The 19700-nt window shown below is 41.3% G+C and carries 14 protein-coding genes; 2 read left to right on the top strand and 12 right to left on the bottom strand.

Going from position 1 to position 19700, the window contains the following annotated elements:
* Window position 1: 1 nt before the first annotated feature.
* The 4 genes from uxaC to WG905_RS01975 are packed head-to-tail and all read right to left on the bottom strand — an operon-like array spanning window position 2 to window position 4638.
* Window positions 2-1402, bottom strand: coding sequence for a glucuronate isomerase (gene uxaC / locus WG905_RS01990; protein ID WP_339590015.1), 1401 nt, complete (start codon window positions 1400-1402; stop codon window positions 2-4).
* A gap of 18 nt (window positions 1403-1420) precedes the next feature.
* On the bottom strand, window positions 1421-2236 hold the full coding sequence (locus WG905_RS01985; protein WP_339590014.1) for an SDR family oxidoreductase: 816 nt from the start codon (window positions 2234-2236) through the stop codon (window positions 1421-1423).
* Entirely contained in the window at window positions 2236-3075 is an 840-nt protein-coding gene (kduI, locus tag WG905_RS01980; protein WP_339590013.1) for a 5-dehydro-4-deoxy-D-glucuronate isomerase, read from the bottom strand. The genes WG905_RS01985 and kduI overlap by 1 nt, the downstream gene beginning before the upstream one ends.
* A gap of 45 nt (window positions 3076-3120) precedes the next feature.
* Complete coding sequence (locus tag WG905_RS01975; RefSeq protein WP_339590012.1) at window positions 3121-4638, bottom strand: tagaturonate reductase; 1518 nt, start codon at window positions 4636-4638, stop codon at window positions 3121-3123.
* Window positions 4639-4816: 178 nt separating this feature from the next.
* Here WG905_RS01975 and WG905_RS01970 point away from each other — a divergent pair, with 178 nt between their 5' ends.
* On the top strand, window positions 4817-5395 hold the full coding sequence (locus WG905_RS01970) for a YceI family protein (protein WP_339590011.1): 579 nt from the start codon (window positions 4817-4819) through the stop codon (window positions 5393-5395).
* Window positions 5396-5543: 148 nt separating this feature from the next.
* Entirely contained in the window at window positions 5544-6566 is a 1023-nt protein-coding gene (locus WG905_RS01965) for a LacI family DNA-binding transcriptional regulator (protein ID WP_339590010.1), read from the top strand.
* Here WG905_RS01965 and uxuA read toward each other — a convergent pair.
* The 8 genes from uxuA to WG905_RS01925 all read right to left on the bottom strand — a co-directional run bounded on the left by uxuA (window position 6563) and on the right by WG905_RS01925 (window position 19693).
* Window positions 6563-7732, bottom strand: coding sequence for a mannonate dehydratase (gene uxuA / locus WG905_RS01960; RefSeq protein ID WP_339590009.1), 1170 nt, complete (start codon window positions 7730-7732; stop codon window positions 6563-6565). The genes WG905_RS01965 and uxuA overlap by 4 nt on opposite strands.
* 34 nt (window positions 7733-7766) lie before the next feature.
* On the bottom strand, window positions 7767-9452 hold the full coding sequence (locus WG905_RS01955) for a sodium/sugar symporter (protein WP_339590008.1): 1686 nt from the start codon (window positions 9450-9452) through the stop codon (window positions 7767-7769).
* A gap of 223 nt (window positions 9453-9675) precedes the next feature.
* Entirely contained in the window at window positions 9676-12240 is a 2565-nt protein-coding gene (locus WG905_RS01950; protein WP_339590007.1) for a BamA/TamA family outer membrane protein, read from the bottom strand.
* Window positions 12241-12254: 14 nt separating this feature from the next.
* Entirely contained in the window at window positions 12255-14606 is a 2352-nt protein-coding gene (locus WG905_RS01945; protein WP_339590006.1) for a GAF domain-containing protein, read from the bottom strand.
* A complete protein-coding gene (locus WG905_RS01940) occupies window positions 14578-15639 on the bottom strand; it encodes a metallophosphoesterase (RefSeq protein ID WP_339590005.1) in 1062 nt (353 codons plus the stop codon). The genes WG905_RS01945 and WG905_RS01940 overlap by 29 nt, the downstream gene beginning before the upstream one ends.
* A 4-nt stretch (window positions 15640-15643) precedes the next feature.
* Window positions 15644-16519, bottom strand: a complete 876-nt coding sequence (locus WG905_RS01935) for an SdiA-regulated family protein (protein WP_339590004.1) — start codon at window positions 16517-16519, stop codon at window positions 15644-15646.
* Window position 16520: 1 nt separating this feature from the next.
* A complete protein-coding gene (gene ppk1 / locus WG905_RS01930) occupies window positions 16521-18521 on the bottom strand; it encodes a polyphosphate kinase 1 (protein ID WP_339590003.1) in 2001 nt (666 codons plus the stop codon).
* Window positions 18506-19693: a Pycsar system effector family protein gene (locus WG905_RS01925; protein WP_339590002.1), complete on the bottom strand. Its 1188-nt coding sequence runs from the start codon at window positions 19691-19693 to the stop codon at window positions 18506-18508. The genes ppk1 and WG905_RS01925 overlap by 16 nt, the downstream gene beginning before the upstream one ends.
* Between the last annotated feature and the right edge of the window lie 7 nt (window positions 19694-19700).

Here is a 19700-nt window from a genome sequence, read left to right as displayed (position 1 = left end):
CCTAAAAGTTAAAGTATTGCTTAGCATTGTGGTAACAGATGTCTTTCACTACTTTCCCTAACCAATCGATATCGTCCGGCAACTCCCCATTTTCTACATCCTCACCCAGCATATTACACAATAGCCTTCTGAAATATTCATGGCGCGGGTAGGAAAGAAAGCTTCTTGAATCAGTGAGCATACCAATAAATCTGCTTAACAAACCCATATTGGATAAAGCGTTGATTTGCCTGGTCATCCCCTCTTTCTGGTCCATAAACCACCAACCAGATCCGTATTGGATTTTTCCGGCCACGGTTCCATCATTAAAGTTACCGATCATCGTGGCAATCAGCTCATTATCTGCAGGGTTTAAATTGTAAATAATGGTCTTGGTAAGCTGGTTATTGGAATCAAGCCGGTCAAGAAATTTGGACAGCATGGGTCCCTGCTGAAAATCACCGATGGAATCCCATCCGGTATCCGGGCCAAGGCTTTCCAGTAAACGGGAGTTATTATTTCTTAACGCACCGAGGTGGAATTGTTGCACCCATCCTTTTTCATGATCCCAAACGGCAAAATGATACAGCATGGCCGCTTTAAACTGGCGGATCTCCATACTGTCGAGTTCCTTTCCGGTTATGATTTTATCGAAAATTGTTTCGATTTCTTCGTCTGTAGCATCTTCTGCATACAGTTGTTCAAGACCATGGTCAGATACAGAACAGCCATTTGCTGCAAAATAATCATGTCTGCTCTTCAATGCCTGCAGATAAGTACTGAAGTCCGTTATCGAGAAACCGGAAACTTCTTCCAGCTTGCCAATATAACCAACAAGTGCAGCTAAATTGTCTGCCTGCATCGCCTTATCGGGCCGGAAAGCCGGCAGCACTTTTATTTCAAACCCATCTTCCTTAATCTTTTGATGAAAAGCAAGGTCATCGATCGGATCGTCTGTAGTTGCCAACGCCACTATATTCATTTTCCGCAAAAGGTTACGCACCGAATATTTAGGCGTCTGTAGTTTTGCATTACATTCTTCATAGATTTTTCTGGCCGTAGCCGGCGACAGGACATCATGAATATCAAAATAGCGCTGCAACTCCAGGTGCGTCCAATGGTATAAAGGATTGCGCAAGGTATAAGGAACAGTTTCTGCCCATTTTTCAAATTTCTCCCAATCGCTTTTGTCTCCGGTGATATATGCCTCAGGGATCCCGTTGGCTCGCATGGCACGCCATTTATAATGGTCGCCATATAACCAGGCCTGCGTCAGGTTTTCGAAATTTTTATCTTCAGCAATCTGGTCAGGAGGCAAATGATTGTGATAATCAATCACAGGCATATCTTTGGCATATTGATGATAAAGGATTTCCGCCGTTTTATTATTCAATAAGAAGTTTTCGTCGATGAATTTTTTCATTTTAATTGTTTTATCTAATTAAACACCACCGAAAACAGAGAAGCCACCATCGACACAAATCATTGTTCCGGTTACAAATTTTGAAGCATCACTGAGCAACCATACCAAAGCACCTTTTAACTCATCCGGATTACCGAAACGTTTAAAAGGAGTTTGTTTGATTACCAGGCCGCCTCTGTCTGTGTATCCCCCCTCAGGAAGGGTCAGCAAACTGCGATTTTGTTCAGTAAGGAAAAAACCGGGAGCAATAGCGTTCATCCTGATCTGATCACCATAACGGTTAGCTAGCTCAACAGCAAACCATTGATTGTAATAGTCTACCCCTGCCTTACCCATATTGTAACCTAACACCTTGGTGATCGCTCTTTTAGAATTCATGGAGGAAATATTCACAATACTTCCCTTGCCTGTGGCCGCTATGGATTCACCGAATACCTGTGTAGGAATGATAGTGCCCCATAAATTCAGGTCCATCACAGATTTCATTCCCTCAAGGTTCATTTTAAAAATATCCTCTTCAGGTTTCAACACACCTTCAGGCTGGTTACCACCTGCAGCATTCACTAAGCCATCTATCCGGCCAAACTTTTCGAGTATCTGTGCTCTGCAGGTTATTAACTGTTGTTCATCCATCACATCAGCAACAAGGGCTAAAGCTGTCCCCCCTGCCTGGTTAATGGCCGCCGCACGTTCATGGGCTACTTTTGCATTCCTGCCCAGTATGCCTACAATTCCACCGGCTTCAACAATGGCGTCGACAAAAGCGCCACCTAAAATTCCTGTTCCACCTGTTACAATGATGACCTTATTTTTCAATGAGAATAAACCTTCCATTATCTTATATCTTGTATTAAAACTGCATCCATGTCAGCATAGTCAAGGTTTTCGCCGCCCATGCCCCAAATAAAACTGTAATTTTTCGTTCCGCTGCCCGAATGTATGCTCCATGGTGGTGAAACTACCGCATCATGGTTTCCCATCAGGATATGCCTGGTTTGCTGTGGTTCGCCCATAAAATGGAATACACGCTGGTCATCTTCCACATCGAAATAGAAATAAGCTTCCATTCTTCTGTCATGGACATGCGAAGGCATGGTGTTCCATACACTGCCGTTTGCTAAAATGGTTAAACCCATTACCAGCTGGCAACTTTGTATACCGTCTTTATGAATATACCTGATAATCCTGCGTTCATTTGCCGTATCCAGGCTTCCCATTACTGCTGAAAATGCATCTTTACGTTCTAACAAGGTAACGGGGTGTGAAGTGTGTGCAGGAGTGGATAAAATGTAAAAAACTGCCGGTGCCGCAGCGTCCACACTTTTAAAGTTCACTTCTTTAACACCTTTCCCAATATATAAAGCATCTAATTTATTTACAGTATAGGCTTCACCATCGGCTTCAATTACACCAGGGCCGCCAACATTGATGATCCCGATTTCTCTTCTTTCCAGGAAATAGTCTGAACGAAGGTTAGCGAAGTTTCCTAAGGCAACAGTTTTTGAAACAGGATAAACAAGGCCAACGACCATGCGGTCATAATGCGTGTAAACAAGACTTGCCTCATCTTCTTTTTTCAGATTTGTCAGTAAAAATCTTGACCTGATCTGTTCTGTATCATAGGATTTAAAATCATCCGGGTGAACCGCATGCAACACTTTCATATCTTCCATCTATATTTTATTTTGTACGACTTTGTACGATTAATCTTTATAAAGTTACCCTCTTTTTCCAGAAGTAAGCGATTTCTGGAGCGCCTGTTTGATTCCAAATTGCTGAATGCTAACATAATAAGAAGAAACAGCATCCTTAAAACCTGGAAGCACATTTAAATCTGTACCCCAGAATTCTGTATCATTAAAAATGGAATCCAGATAGGCTTGTTCCGACGTTGCTGAATTTAACTTCTCATTGAAGTAAGCAGCACTGTCATCATTGATCGGGTAATTTAACCCACCGCTGCCACCATAGTACTTCCCATCTTTTTCTTCAGATTTCATAAAAATCAGGAAGGCCGCAAACCCAAAAGCAATATGTTCTGGCACTGCCTGGAAAAGCTTTTGATAATTTAACAGCAAGGGCAGGATCCTGATTTTCATTTTCATGGCATATTGCACCGTGATATTGATCCAGAGGTGTTCAATAAAAGGATTGGCAAAGCGGTCAGACACCGTATTCGAAAAAGCAAGTGTCGCTTCTTTATCAATTTTATAGGGTATTGCAGGTCCTATTTCCAATTCCATCAACTCCTTGATATAAGGTTTCAACGATGGGTCTGTCATTCCATTTTTAACCGTATCAATTTCAGCTAATACTGCAATGCCACAGCTTAACGTATGTGTTCCGTTCAGCAGCCTTACCTTTAGCTCCCTGAAACGCTCAATATCATCCGTAATCACTACACCAGCATCTGCCTCGCTAAAGGTTAACAGGGAAGCTGCATTTTTGCTCCCTTCAATTGCCCACAGGCGATAAGGTTCTGCCATAGATAGCAGTTGATCCTGATAACCCAATTCTTTTTCCAAGGCAGCCAAAGTTGCCGGATCAGGCTTACCAGGAACTATCCTGTCTACCAGCGAGCTGCAGAATTCCACATTTAAGTCAAGCCAGGAAAGGAAACTGTCTCCCAATTCATTAAATCTTGCTAATTCCTGCACAATGCCTTCCAGCTTTTTACCATTATCAGGAACAAGTTCGGTAGGAATAACAACTAAGCCGCCCTCACTGTGCCCCTTAAATTTTTTATACCTTTCATAAAGCACCGCAAGCAATTTTGCAGGAAAAGAAGCCGGGGGATTTTGGGTGATTTGCTCCTTTACCAGGGCGATACCCACTTCTGTGGTATTAGAAATGATGACTTTCAGCTCCGGGTTTTGCGCAAACTCCAGCACTGATAACCAGTCCTTGTCGGCGGCAACAACCCTGCTGATGGCAGAAGAAATTATATTTTCTTCAACGGTTTTGCCTTCTTCAAGGCCCCTTATGCACAATGTATATAAATTATCTTGTTGCTCAAAAGCGGAGATACCGCCACTACTCGTTGATTTAACCACAACGATGCGCCCGTTAAAAATCCCCTTACGGTTGGCTTTATCTATGAAATAATCTGGTAAACCACGAAGTAAAACTCCGGTTCCGAATTGCAAAACCTTTTCTGGAAGTTCAAACAGGGATGCTTCTGGTATAAGGATACTGGCTCCTTTTAAATTCTTTAAATTCTCCTTCGATAAGATCATTTATAAACTTTTAAATATTTGGTCAAAAACAATTCTACATATTATTAGATAAAAATCGGTCTCATGACTTAAAATTATTTGCGCAATCGTTATCAGAACGATTAAAAAGCTTTTCTTATCCTATGTTAATTCGCTTTCATTTTTTTTTAGCTCTCTTTGTAGAAAAAAAAATATAAATATGAAAAAACTAATTTTATTTGTTGCAGTAATCAGTACTGGTCTTTTAGCTTTCAAACCAATTGCAAACATTTGGTCTGTAGACAATGCTCACTCCAAACTAGGATTTGAGATCACTCACTTAATGCTAACTGATATTGAAGGTTCATTCAAAAATGTAGAATCGAAAATTACGGCTTCTAAAGCTGATTTCTCTGATGCTGTGGTTGAATTAACTGCAGAGGTTAATTCTGTAAATACGGATAATGAAAAAAGAGATGCTCACCTACAAGCAGCTGATTTCTTTGATGCAGCAAAATACCCTAATTTGACTTTTAAAAGTACTTCCTTTAAAAAAGTTGGTAACAACAAATACAAAGTAGCTGGAAACCTTAATTTCCATGGTGTAACTAAGCCGGTTACTTTAGATGCTGTTCTAAAAGGTATCAATGTTAATGCAGCTACTAAAAAAGAAACTGCTGGTTTCAAAGTTACAGGTACAATCAAAAGATCTGATTTCAATTTCGGATCGAAATACCCTACTGCTATGTTAAGCGATGAGGTTAACTTAAATGCTAACGTTCAGTTTGTTAAAAACTAATTATTTTTTTAAACATTAATGCAAAAAGCCTGTCATCATTTATGGTGACAGGCTTTTTGCATTAAATCGTGGCTTTTTGTTATATTGGTGGCCATAGCTGCTGTGAGCTGATGATAGCTTCACAACCTGTCAAAATAAGTATATACCAATGAAAAAGAACATGACCTTAAGGGATATAGCGAACGCACTTCATATATCTGTTTCTACGGTATCCAGAGCATTGAGAGATAATTACCAGATCGGAGACGCCACAAAAACAAGGGTGCTTGATTATGCTAAAAAACACAACTTCGTCCATAACCGAATGGCAAGGGGTTTAAAGGAAGGCAAAAGCAGGACCATAGGCGTAATTGTTTGCTCACTTGACAATAGTTATGTTGCACAGATGCTGGATGGCATTGATAGTTTCTGTACAGGTAAAGAATACCAGATCATTATTATGCAGAGCAAAGAGTTACAGGAACAGGAAAGTGCCTGTATCAACCTGCTTCACGCTAGTGGGATTGATGGATTATTGATTTCTCCCGCCTATCAGAATACAGATTTTAAGCAGCTTAAAAACCTTCAAAAGGAAGGGCTCCCTATTGTGCTCTTTGACCGTTTAAGCACGCTTATAGAAACGAACAAGGTGGCTTCAAATAATTTTAAGGGGGCTTATGACGCAACCATGCACCTGATTCATAACGGCTTTCGCAAAATTGCTCACATCAATACTAACACTGAACTCAGTATTACCACCGAACGTTTAAATGGCTACCGGGAAGCTTTAAAGGAAAGTGGCATCCCTTACAGGGAAGACTTTGTTCACTATTATGACTACGACAAAGGAAACCTGGAAAGTATCATTGATCACTTAATGACACTTCCAGATAAACCTAACGCACTTTTTACAGCTACAGATCAAATTACAATGAAATGTGTTTCTGTACTTTCTAGATCAGCTTATCAGGTGCCCAAAGACCTTGCCCTGATTGGTTTTAGTAATACAGATATGGCTGAAGCCTTTAACCCCTCTCTGACTACTGTCTATCAACCCGCCTTCAAGATTGGCAAAATGGCCGCCAGAAGACTGATTGAACAGATAGAAAATCCACAGTGGAATGCTGATTTTGAAACAATTTTATTGGAAAATGAAATCCAATACCGGTCTTCCACCAAACGTGTGGATTAGTAGTTGCCGGTAATCCCTAATTCTAAACCGCGTAATTCAGCAAGGCCACGTAAGCGTCCAATGGCAGAATATCCGGGATTTGTAACTTTTGCTAAATCATCCAGCATCTGGTGACCATGGTCAGGTCTGAACGGAATCGGTTGCGCACGTTTACTGTTTTCCTCGGTCACAACTTTCATTACCTCATACATGTTGACATCACCACCTAAATGGTCTGCTTCATAAAAATTGCCATCCTCATCTTTGGTAACGTTGCGCAGGTGAAGGAAATAAACACGTTCTTTAACCGCTTCAAATATATCGACCAGGTCATTAGTCATACCCGCACCCAAAGATCCGGTACAGTAACAAATGCCATTAAAAGGTGAATCCACATTTTTAATGATGTACACCAGGTCTTCTTTTGTGCTTGCAATACGTGGAAGGCCTAAAATAGGATATGGTGGATCATCCGGGTGGATGGTCATTTTAACACCATTACTTTCACAGGTTTCAGCAATAGAAGAAAGAAAATGAACCAGGTTTTCTTTTAATCCCTGCGTTCCTATCACTTTATATTCGTTGATACTGTTTTGTAGGGCTTCCAACTCAATTTCTTTCTCATTTGGAATACCCATCAATACATTGATCCTCAACTCATCCAGTTGTTCGGGAGTCATGGTATTGAAGCGCTGTTCAGCATCTTTTCTGATGTTTTCCTTATAATCTGCAGCGGCACCTTCACGCTTTAAAATATAAATATCAAAAACAGCAAGGTCTGCCCAGTTGAAATACAAAGCTTTAGAACCATCGATCATGGTCAGGTCTAATTGTGTCCTTGTCCAGTCGAGAACAGGCATAAAATTATAGCAAACCGTGTAAATTCCACATTGTGCTAAATTCTGCAGCGATTGTTTATAGTTCTCTATATACTTGTCTGCATCGGACCTGCGTGTTTTGATCGCTTCATGAACCGGCAGACTTTCCACTACTGCCCATTGCAGTCCTGCAGCCTCGATAATATCTTTACGCTCCTGAATGGCTTCCACAGGCCATATTTCTCCATGCGGTATCTGGTGTAAAGCGGAAACAATGCCTGTAGCACCGGCCTGTTTTACGTCCTGAAGCGTTACGGGATCTGAAGGCCCGTACCAACGCCAGGTTTGAAGTAATTTTTGTGTATTCATTTCTTTAAATATGTATAATAACGTAATGCTGGTGTTACCAGAAAGCGGCATATAATGCAACGATCAAAGTAACAATTATTAATGACCCCACAGCGAAAGGTGTTGAAACCTTGAACATTTTAGCGTCAATTTCCAATCCTTTTGCAACCACACCTCTTTTAGTTTCATAGATACTAATCAGGTACATACCAATGATACAGAACATAAAAACAATCGACATCCGGTCCATAAATGGAATTTCGAATACACCGCTGCTATTGGTAACAGCCCAGCCGATGTTATACAAAGGAGATAAATCTACAAAGCCCGGTAAGAATTTAAGGAATACAGACATCAGGAAGCCACCGATGGTCGCGAACAAAGCGGCATTCGAGGTTGTTTTCTTCCAGAAAAAGCCCAGAAGGAACATGGCAAAAATACCCGGGGACACAAACCCTGTATATTCCTGTATGTATTGGAAACCTTGTTTTCCTTCGCCCATTAAGGCATCGCCCACAGCAAGCGATAATAAAACAGCAATCAGCATGGAAACCACCACAGTGATCTTACCAATGTTTACCATTTTATTTTCACTGGCATTTTTATCAAAAGCCTTGATGTAGATATCATAAGTAAAAATAGTGGCAATACTATTGGCCTTACCGGCTAGGGAAGCCACAATCGCTGCCGTTAAGGCTGCGAATGATAAACCCTTTAAGCCCACAGGTAATAAACCCAATAATGCTGGATAAGCTTTATTTGGGTCCTCCACACCTGAAGAAGTTAGTAAATTTTCGCCGCTTATTCCACCAAGATCTTCCTTAACGATGTAATACACTGCAATACCAGGAATCACAACGATTAAAGGCATCAGCATTTTTAAAAAGGCAGCAAATAATAAGCCCGCACGTGCCACAGGTAAGGAAGCACCCAATGCTCTTTGGGTAATGTACTGGTTACAGCCCCAATAGCTCAGGTTGGCAATCCACATACCGCCGACCAAAACGCTTAGGCCCGGTAAATCCATATATCCGGGATCGTCTTTATCAAATATCAGATTGAAGTGTTCCGAAGCCCCGTCAGTTAACATGGCGAAACCTTTAATCATTCCTTGCTGGTCTGAGATCAGGTTTAAGGCCAGGTAAGTAGCAACCAGTCCACCCAGGATCAGGAAAAACACCTGTATCACATCCGTATATCCAATCACTTTCATCCCCCCCAGGGTAATAAAAATCGCAAAAATGGCTAAGGCAAAAATACACATGGTGAGGTCGAGCCCCGATATGCCGCTGATAGCGAGTGCCCCTAAATAAAGGATAGACATCAGGTTGACAACAATATAAAGCATTAACCAAAACACCGCCATGATCATGGCTACTTTTTCATTGTAGCGCTGACTAAGGAATTGCGGCATGGTAAAGATCTTGTTCTTGAGATAAACCGGCATAAAAAATATGGCTACCACAATTAAAGTAGCCGCAGCCATCCACTCATATGCAGATATTGCCAGACCGAGTTTGAAACCCGATCCACTCATTCCGATCATCTGCTCGGCGGAGATATTAGAGGCGATTAAGGATGCTCCGATGGCCCACCAGGTAAGAGAACCTTCAGCAAGAAAGTAATCTTTTGAATCGGCGGTGGCTGATTTCTTCTTATAATAAATCCAGAAACCGTAGGCAGAAACTATTATAAAGTAAAAAAGAAATACGATATAATCGTAGGTGTGTAAAGTGCTCATTTCATATTAGGTCAACTCAAATGTAAATTTATTTATGAGAATGACAAATAATTCCGAATACTATATTTTACGCAAACGATTTCCTTAGCCGCAAATAAAACCATCTTCAGCTTACAGCTTGCAAACAGCCGATAATAACTTTACATTGGATCCACCCTAGATCCAATACAAGCTGATGATACCTTGACTATCACTAAAAATAAAACTTATACAAATGAGTGTGTTAAAAGCTGAAGCCTAAAGAAATATAGGTCAAAGCGCCTTCTTTGAAGCCTCCAACAGCGGCCTGGATAAGAAATAACTCTGCAGGCATCACATACAGGCCTCCCCCATAACCATCATGCCATTTACCTGACTTTTCACCGGGTTCCCAAACCCTGCCTATATCATTGAAAGCAATCAGTCCGACGGAGCCTGGCACAATGTAGGACGTAAAATTGAAAAGCTTTATTCTGAGATCAAGGTTATAATACACCATTGACTCGCCCACGAAACGTTTAGAATGAAAGCCTCTTAAATTTTGCGATCCACCCAATTCCATACGCTGGTAAAATGTAGGCTTGCCAACAGTATGGCCACCTCCCAAACGGCTGGCAATCACAAAATCTGAGTTCCATGGTTTAATATAGTAGCGAAATTCCGTCTGTATCTTTCCATAATGGTCATCCAGCCCGCCGAGTTCTTTTTTAAAGGATACGCTGGTTTTCCAGTACACACCTTTTGTGGGGATAGCTGCAACATCACGGGTATCATAAATCAGGTTAGCCACTAAACCCATGTGAAACCGGTCGTCAAACACCTCCTGTGTGGGGTTAACTGCAGCATAGTCTTGTAGGAAACGTTGTTCATTATTTTCAAACTGACTTGAATAGTATTCGGTTGCCAACCCTCCTTCCAGGTTTAAATGTTGCCCAACAAATTTTCCAAGTTTAAAATCTGCCAGCAGATAGTTATACCTGTTCCGGAAATAATCCATCTTCCGGTTACCTTCATTTTCAAAAACAGTTTCATTACCGATGCCAAAGAAGTTGCTCAAATAATTTGGCCCTAAATAGCTGGCATCTATTCTAAAATCATATGGACCAACCACTTCTTTAAAATCACCGGCATAAGTAAAATTAAATGCTTGTCGTCCGGTAGTATAAGTTACCCAGAACTCATTTTTAAATGCATAAGGTTTTTTTCTGAAACCTTGTTTCTCATAAATAAAACCTGCGTTGAGCTGCAAGCCCTGATCAAGACTGTAGTTGGCTCCAAACAGTGGCCCGAAGCGGTTAAACATAAAGCTTGTTTTATCATATTGATTGACCGTAGAGTCATTGCTCAAACGTAATTTAACCAGGTCCTTTGCCGGCATCCTATTCTGCTCAGCAAGGCTGTCGTAGAGATAGGTATTTTTTTTATTTTTAAATCCGGGCGCCACCACAAACTGATCTATACCAGCTCCCCCTACCATTCTTACCTTGATGCTGGATTTGGCATTGCCCTCCACCTGGAAATTGTCGGGACCGCCAAAGCCATACAACCTGACTTCTTTCGTGACTGCAGGATCAAAACTACGTTCGTATAGCTTTCTGCCGATGGTTCCATCTTTTTTAACATTTCTGATGGTTAGCGCGATCACACCTTTAGGCTGGTAGCGCAATTCGAACTGCTCTGTTTTGTCGGAAGCGGGGATCTCTACTGTTTCTGCCAGGAACTGATAATATTCCATAGCCAGGGGCTCCAGGTTCCTGACCCTGCCATTGAGCGATTTCTGCAGCTCAGCACCACTCAGCGCCACTATAGGGGCAGGCATACGGTTAATTGCCTGCGCAACAAGTTCAGGCGTAATGGTTTTCTGAACATGTTTCACCTCAGCTATCCAGTCGGCTTCAGACATTGCGTTCAAAAAGTAACGATCAAAAAATCGTGCATTATAATTCCAGCCTACTACATCCCTGATTGTTTCACTGTAAGGCTGCAAATTTGATTTTAGCCACTGGTGAGAAAGTATCCAGGGAAATACCCCTGATGTGCGATAAAAAACCTTGTCCCTGTCGCGCGGCACTGGCTGGTAAAAGTCACCGTTTTCATCTTCGATGGGCAGCCACCTCCAGTTGTCTTCATGCCGGTCCCAGTCGCCCAAGACAAAATCCAGCAGCCTGGCTCGTAAAGTTAACTTTTGATGTGTACGGTCATCATTATCTTCCTGCAGTTTGCGTTGAACTTTCAGCGTATTATCTGTTTCCTCCACATGATCAGGTTCACGCTCTTCAAATAAATAAGCAGCATTGGCAAATTCCTTACGGAATTCCATCAATCCCGGATCATCACCTACATAAACAATTTCCGGCCTGGCGTGGAGAAGTTCAAGGGCCTCTGCCAAAGGCGGCACTACCAGTGCAGAAAAGGGATGCCCAGTGGAAACCTGGTCCTGCACAATTTTTTTAGCAATGGTTGGCCTCAGGTTTTCAGGCAGACCTCTTTCGGGATACTTCTGAACCGTACGCAGTACCCATTCCTTGCCATTGGGATCAACAAATCTGATGGATCGTGTCTGGTTGCCCCCGCCGAGTTTTGCTATAGTTAAACCTCCTTTTTCTTTCCTGAGGTCCATAATTCGCATCTTTACAGGAGTAGCCCACAATTTGCGGTAATTCTCCCCTAAAAAAAACCGGTGACTGTCCCCTACCTGATCGTAAGCAGGGGCTATGGCAATGGTGATGGAATCCTGGGAGTTGTTAAGCTGTCCAAGAGCTGTAAGCGAACAAAACAAAATGGTGACGGCTGTAATAGTAAACTTCATTTCGGTTATTTATATCATGTCAGCACGCTGACCCTTATTGCTTTTAAACCCTGTACGCCTTGTAGCTCTTCCACATCTATGTATTCTATATCATCCAGGAGCAGCTGCTGCTCCTGAAGTTTTTTAATATACCCTCTATACTCTGCAGCCTCCCAACTGTTGAAATAAATAACCGTAATTTTTCCAGGTTGAGTCAGTCTTTCTTTCGAATCGATTTTTGTCGCTTTGTCTACCCTCTTTTTCACCATTTGGTACCTGATGTTATAACTGCCTTCCACATCAAATCGTTGCTCATCAAGCCTGAAACTGATGTCGATTAACTTTTCATATACAAAAATCAATTGTGTCGTTTGCATGTGGACAGGCAAATCAGGTAAAAGTGCTGCTGTAGCCCTGGCAATTTCCGCCATGACCTCCAGTTGTTTAAATCTTAAGGTATGCACCAGGTTTGTAGGCACTGGAATGTTAGGTGAAATAGATTTGCCTGCATAAATGTCGTACTCTACTCCATCTGTTCTGAATTTCTCAAAATAACAAGGGTATATTTCCTGTACGGTCGCGTTAAACTGTTCGAGGTGGGAGTTAACCACCTGATTGATTTTTTGCATGCTTTCTTCATAATGCAAACTGTGCACATACAGTTGATTCCGGTCACTGGTTTTCTGTAAATATTCCTGTATAATTTTTTCCAGTTCGGGCTGAGTCTGTGCAATATCCATTAACTCAGCAGGCAATTGACGGGTTAAAAAATCTTCAATCCTTAGCACCTCACGGTCAGTCATTTTCTCTATGTTACCGGCATCCCCCTCGGGTAGGCTATTCAAAACACCTTGTTTAAAACGCTGATTACACGTCTGTCTCATAGCGCACAACAATTCCTGTAAGAGCAGCAGATTTTTATCCAGATCTGCCCGTAAGGCCAGGTTTCTTTTGATGCTCGAATCTTTAATATCTATGGCCCCATAAAAAGGCTGGAGATTTTTAAAAAAGATGTTCTCAATAGGCTCTTGATTTTCCTGCCCCCCCTTGTAAAGATAATTATAGGCGGCCTCATAAAAACGCCATTCAACAGCAGGCTGCAATGCTGTAAATTTGTCTGTAATGACGTTGATAATTTCATGATTAAAATCCATGACCAGGTTTTGCATCAGCTGGCTTAACATGGGAATGGCAGACTCGAGCTTAGATAAGATATAATTTTTAAACAATTCCGGGTCCCGGGTATATATTTCCAGTCCCCCCACAATTTTATCGTTAAAATACAAGGGAAAAACAGCAAAAGAGGTGATCCCCTGCTCTACCAGCAATTTTAACAAAGGATACGCCCGCTGGTCTTTTTCGGTGATTTCAGGAAAAATCACTCTTCTTGGATTCTGAATATAGCTATTTAAACGCTGCTCATACAATGCTGCTTTGCTGGCATCACTTTTCACCAGTTTAGCAACAATGCTTTCGAAACCCGTTTTATGGTTCATCACCAGCTTGCCGTTGAGCTGCAAAAAAGGTGTCAGTCCAAACTCTACATCAGCACAGCCAACCAGGGTTTTCAAGGCTATTTCAACATCATGATGATGGAAACCGGTTCGGCATTTATGATGCTTGATGATGATGTTTTTAATGGTTTCTAAAGCATATTCCCCGGTTACATCAACTAGATTGACTACAGCAAAGCCATAAACTTTAAACTTCTCGGGGGGCAGCAGGGATTCCAGTATCTGCAAACTATTTCCCGCATTCCACAGGTGTTCTTTGATGTTTTGAAGTTTCAGCTCCGGAAGTTCTCCATCAAATGAAATTTCCAGAAACCGGGAATCCACATTAAGCCGGTAATACTTCAACAGTTTTGTTTCAGCGTCCATAATGGACCTTACGGTATAATCACTAACCGTAAAATTGAAATTATAATACCTTTCCAATACCAGGTTATAAAAACTAGTCAGCATACTTCTTTTCATCTGGTTGAGGCTTGGCAGCTGCAAATCAGATTTAAGCTGTTTGGTACGACTATCCATCAGTTCCTGGTAAAAAGAGCTTGTTCCAAAATAAAAACAAGGGCAAACGGGCTTGCTTATTGCCCAAAGCTGATCGGTTTCACTTGTCAATAAAGGCGACAAAGCCGAATAGATCATGTCAAATACAGGGACATATTTAGGTAACTGATCTGTTTCAACAGGCTGCCACAATTCTGGATACGCTTTAAATTTTTTTAATATATATTTATAGAACACAACCTTATCGGTCTTTTCAGTTTCTGTTTTTCTAATTACATAATCTATAAAAGGCCTGAAAGAAAATTGTATGTCTACGCCAATATCACAAGCGCTGCCATCGATAGCTTTATTTAGATCTAGGTTGATTGCTTGCATTTTTATTAATGATTTGAGTGAACACGTTTTGAAAACTTCCGTCGGTTTGTGTATAAAAGGAAATTCTGAGTGTTTTGTTTAAAAGTAAATCAGCAATTACATAACCTGGCTTTGCATCTGCAAACAAAGAGTTTTCCCCTTTAAAAACCGCTTTATTCTTTGCACCTGAACCGCTCACCACCTGTATATTGTTGCTTTTTATATACTGCAGGCCATGATCGTGCCCGGCCACGTAAATAACATTGGATGCACTTTCAAATATACTGCTTATTTTGCGGATCATTTCCTTGTATAAAGGATGGTTTACATCTTGTTTTGATGGAAAAGCCTTGCGAAAAGCATGATAAATTGACCCGAAAATGGGTACCCCATAATAACCACCATGTGCACCATAGGTTTGAAAAGGATGATGTGAGGCCAGGAGAATGATTTTATCTTTATTTCGCTTCATCAATAAAGTAAAGCGATCCAGGATTTCCTTCTCGCTGTTACAGGAACAGTTGCCGGCAGGATTTTCTTTGGCATAGCTGTTCAGCCACCACTCACTGTCAAAGGCAATGATGGTAAGTTCGGGGGAAATTTTAATTTCTATAGGATCAGGGCAGCCATTTGGTGGGATCAGCTTCAGCAAGCTATCCAGCTGTTCTTCTAAAAACCGCCCCTGTCTTTGTATTTTTGCAAGACCGTTTTTTCCGGAATAATCCCAATCATGGTTACCGGGAATAAAATAAACCGCGGCGCCATTTTTTCGCATGGGGATAAACTGCGAACGTAGAATAGCTTTTGTCTTTTCCTCGTTTTCACTTCCAGGCAAGCCCATTCCATCCGGGTAAATATTATCCCCGAGAAATAGCACGTTTGTTTTATGCCTTAAAATATTGTCAGCAGCATGTTTGATCACTGCGGCTTGTGCTACATGAACCTCGCCGGCATCTCCGATCAAAATCACTCTTGATACGATGGAATCTGCGGGCTGCCCATGCAAATTCCCTAAGTGCAAAAAAGTAAGTAATATTAAAAAAATGAACTTCATGGGTTTATTTTGCCGGTGTATATTTAAACTTCAAAATATTTCCTGCACTTAACTCATCTCCTTCATTGGAGATATATAAATTGAATTCATTATCAAAGGCCATCCCTTCAGGCTGTAAAAAATCTGCCGGGTTTAAGGCATGAGCCTCTTTAATGGTCCAGTCTGGATTGGCGATCACCAATAACTTATGAACCGAGGACAGCATATACCATTCACCGGTTTGTGGATTCTTTGCCAGTGCAGCGGCTTTAAGACCAGACTTTATGGGATACCCTAGGGCTTCCACCTGTTCGCCCATAATTTTGAAGTCCCCGCCAAGAGCAAGCACACCACTTTTAGGCTCATAACTAAGCAGGTAACCTGTAGCATCCTTTGTTTTTTTATCCACATTGCAGTCCTTACAAAGGGCGTATAAAGTTTGGTTCTCCTGATCAGCATAGAGGCCTTCGTATTCTCCTTTAGGCAGGATATTTTTCCATTCCTTAACTTTTTTGGTTTTCTGCCCGCTGGTTTCGGCCAGTGGAAAAGAAAGAATGGTACCTGAGCTTTTCAGAATAAATACAGTTTCGTTTAAAATGGCAACATCTTCATAATCTCCACCTGATGCAAATTCAACATTGGTTTGTTTAGCATCGCCCCAATTTTGTTTAAACAACAGGCCTTCTTCGTCCTGAACGGAATAAACCACCTTGCCATTACCCTGGTAAAAAGTAATACCACTGATTTCAAGTAAACTGCCGGGCATGATAAATTTTTCGGGGGAACTAAAATCGTATCCTGCCGGCCATGAATATTTATCAGCAGCGGGTTTACAAGCAAAAAATGTGATCCCTAAGACTGCCGGCATTAACCACTTGTAATTGTTATAGAAGTTCTTCATGTTAATGGGTGTCATTACTTAGTTTCAAATATTGGTAAATAGCTTCCTGGGGGTCATTAATGTTTTCATCAAGCTGAAGTGCCATTAATGCGATCAATTCTTTCTTTAACTGCGGATCATAAATTGGAAAACAAACTTCAATACGGGTATAAATATTTCGGTTCATCCAATCAGCAGAACCCATAAATACTTCCTCATCACCATTGTTATGAAAAATAAACACCCTGCCGTGTTCTAAGTAACGGCCAACAATTCGTTTTACGGTGATATTTTCACTTTGCCCTTCCAGCCCAGGCACCAGGCAACAGATGGTGCGGATGAGCAGTTGTATGCGTACACCTGCCTGTGAAGCCTCATACAACTTAGAGATTAACACCCTTTCCTCCAGGTTGTTTAGTTTAATCGTGATTTTAGCAGGTAAACCCTGCTGCACATTTTCAATTTCCCGGTCGATCAACTCCAGAAACTTTTTTTGAAGATTAAATTGTGCAACCAACAAATGTTTAAAAGGAATAAAATCTTCTGTGGCAGGTTTTTTCTTTTTCTTTGGCAGGAAACGAAATAAGGCTTCCAACTCTTCGAGCATAGGCTGACAGGCGGTAAAAAGAACATGATCGGTATAAAACTTTGCGGTGGTTTCGTTCATGTTACCCGTGGAGAGTAAACCCAGGTAAGGCAGACTATGGCTTGCTGGCCTGCGTTTTACCAGCGCTACCTTTGCATGCACCTTAAAGTCGATACTGCTGTAATAAATAGCGATACCTGCAGCTTTCATTTGCCTGGCCCATTTAATGTTATTTGCTTCATCAAACCGGGCCTTTAATTCCAGCATGACGCTTACATCTTTACCATTTTTCGATGCACTGATCAACGCCTGTACAATTCTGGATGGATTGGCAAGTCGGTATAAAGTACAATAAATGGCTTCAACCTGCTGATCTTGGGCAGCTTCATTGAAAAACCGGAGTACAGGATCATACTTTTGATAAGGAACATGTATCAGGATATCCCTTTTTTCAATTGCGGAAAAAAGGGTCGACTTTTCGGCTATCTTCAGCCTCGGAACGGCGGGCCATTCCGGATATTTTAAGGTTTTGTCTTTTAATGGGAATTGACTCAGGTCTTTTAAATTGTGGTAGACGCCACCGATCACCACAGCTGCTTTTTGCAGTTTCAACGCATAAACTACACTATATAAGCAACGGAGCGGTATCCCCGGCTGGCACAATAACCTTGTTGCAAACCCGTAATCCCTTAAGGCAAGCTTTTGTTCAATCATGGCAGCCATATCGGCGCCAACTTCTTCATCCAGGTTCAACTCAGCATCACGGGTTATTTTTACATTAAACACCCCCCTAATTTGCTCCTCAGGGAACAGATAACTCAGGTGATGTTTGATGATATCTTCAAGGAACACGACATAGCGGCGCCCGTCAATTTCCATAGCGTAAAATCTGGGTAATACATGGCTGGGAATACGAACTAAAGCAATGGTTTCCGTTTGTTGCTTTCTTTGTAAAATAACAACCTGATACAAGGCATTATTTTCAGCAAAAAAACTTTCTGCCGCCCCACCGATTTTCAGCACCTGAACACAGGCCATCACCTCATTAAAAAATATCTCATTCAGCTTCTCATGGAGTGCTGCCGGGATTGGCCTATGATAAATCCAATTGACCTGCAGCTTTTCCAATTCGGGTAAAATGCATTGCTGGATAATTTCTCCATACTTCTCCTGTTGTTGCTGAATACCGTTTTTGATCTGCTCCTCCACACTTTCATCTTCTTTATTAACCTTAAAAGTTTTCAAGGCCATTAAAACAGGGATTCTTACCCGGTAAAATTCATCAAGGTTGGACGAATAAATAGATAAAAAATTGATCCGCTCCAGCAAAGGCACCTTCGCTTTTTCTGCTTCCAATAGAACCCTTCCGTTGAAGCCAATCCAGCTTAAGTCGCGGTTGATGTAAGTATACTTTTTATGATCTATAAGGCCACCCATATCAATGCAATGATGAAGGATAAAACTGCAGCAATAATACCATACATAAATACATTGTAGGCAACACGTAAAAGGCGGTATTTACGGCCTAAAACTACCCCCTGACCGTGGAGGTCCATAATTAAACTCCCATAAAGAAACTCACGGTCTTCCATTACCTTTTCCATACCGTTTTCATAGTCTTTTAAGCTCATCTTATAAAAGTTACCAAAGAACAACAGGTTGACACTTTTGGCTTGGATATCGGTTTGCGTAAATGTTCCCGATGGAATGCTTGGCCTTGTAGCCAAAATCGAAAAGACCATCGTGACTACACAAATCACCAGTAAAATGATGGTGGGGATAATAAGGTGAGGGTTGTTTTCAAGCCTGCGCAACAATACACTCAGCAGAATGGATAAGATGATGGCATTGGTAGAGATCATAATATGTGCCTTATTATCTGCCATATCGCTCAGCCGCTGGTGATTATTGGAAGTAATCCTGAACATCGTTTCTATGCCCTTATCAGGTCTGTCGTTTTTTTCTTTCTTCACCTTTTTATTTTCAACTTTATCTTCATCTGATTTCTGCACATCATGTCCAGACTTCTTTTTCAGTTCTTCGAGGTTCTCCGCTTTCCCCTCATTAAGGTATTGTTTACCATAGGTGGTATGGAATTGATGCGCCTGAAGAAATTTCAAATTCTGACATCGCCATTCTTCCTTTGAAATGGGTTGTTTACAAAAGGTTTCAAACTCTTTTCGAAGGGTTTTACTTCTTTCCTTAAACACTTCGGTACCTAAATGATAGAGATCAGCATCACAAATGATCTGCTGTAATAAGTTAACAGGTTTTTGGGGCATTCTTGTAGCCATGATGCAGGCTTCGACTTCCTGGATAACATCTTGTGGTACATTCTTTTGCGCCAGAAACTCTTTTGCGCGGTCGGCGCTAACCAATTCATGTGCAGCAAGCCCTTGCAAATACCCAACATCATGAAACCAACAGGCTGCCATTAAAACGAAGAAATCACGATCGGACAACTGGTAGTTACTGGCAATTTTAACAGCATTCTCCACAACTTCTTCCGTATGTGAAATGTTATGATAAAGTAAATCCTGATCGTTGCCGGTTTGGAATAAACCGGTAACGTAAGCTTTAACCTGATCCAGGGTTTCCAAATAGTTCATGATATAA

The sequence above is a fragment of the Pedobacter immunditicola genome, from assembly GCF_037482985.1.
Classification (GTDB): Bacteria; Bacteroidota; Bacteroidia; order Sphingobacteriales; family Sphingobacteriaceae; genus Pedobacter; species Pedobacter immunditicola.
This window is presented reverse-complemented; position numbering and strand designations above follow the sequence as displayed.

Coding starts and splice junctions, on each gene's coding strand:
- uxaC (WP_339590015.1), bottom strand. CDS start 1,402: ATGAAAAAATTCATCGACGAAAACTTCTTATTGAATAATAAAACGGCG.
- WG905_RS01985 (WP_339590014.1), bottom strand. CDS start 2,236: ATGGAAGGTTTATTCTCATTGAAAAATAAGGTCATCATTGTAACAGGT.
- kduI (WP_339590013.1), bottom strand. CDS start 3,075: ATGGAAGATATGAAAGTGTTGCATGCGGTTCACCCGGATGATTTTAAA.
- WG905_RS01975 (WP_339590012.1), bottom strand. CDS start 4,638: ATGATCTTATCGAAGGAGAATTTAAAGAATTTAAAAGGAGCCAGTATC.
- WG905_RS01970 (WP_339590011.1), top strand. CDS start 4,817: ATGAAAAAACTAATTTTATTTGTTGCAGTAATCAGTACTGGTCTTTTA.
- WG905_RS01965 (WP_339590010.1), top strand. CDS start 5,544: ATGAAAAAGAACATGACCTTAAGGGATATAGCGAACGCACTTCATATA.
- uxuA (WP_339590009.1), bottom strand. CDS start 7,732: ATGAATACACAAAAATTACTTCAAACCTGGCGTTGGTACGGGCCTTCA.
- WG905_RS01955 (WP_339590008.1), bottom strand. CDS start 9,452: ATGAGCACTTTACACACCTACGATTATATCGTATTTCTTTTTTACTTT.
- WG905_RS01950 (WP_339590007.1), bottom strand. CDS start 12,240: ATGAAGTTTACTATTACAGCCGTCACCATTTTGTTTTGTTCGCTTACA.
- WG905_RS01945 (WP_339590006.1), bottom strand. CDS start 14,606: ATGCAAGCAATCAACCTAGATCTAAATAAAGCTATCGATGGCAGCGCT.
- WG905_RS01940 (WP_339590005.1), bottom strand. CDS start 15,639: ATGAAGTTCATTTTTTTAATATTACTTACTTTTTTGCACTTAGGGAAT.
- WG905_RS01935 (WP_339590004.1), bottom strand. CDS start 16,519: ATGAAGAACTTCTATAACAATTACAAGTGGTTAATGCCGGCAGTCTTA.
- ppk1 (WP_339590003.1), bottom strand. CDS start 18,521: ATGGGTGGCCTTATAGATCATAAAAAGTATACTTACATCAACCGCGAC.
- WG905_RS01925 (WP_339590002.1), bottom strand. CDS start 19,693: ATGAACTATTTGGAAACCCTGGATCAGGTTAAAGCTTACGTTACCGGT.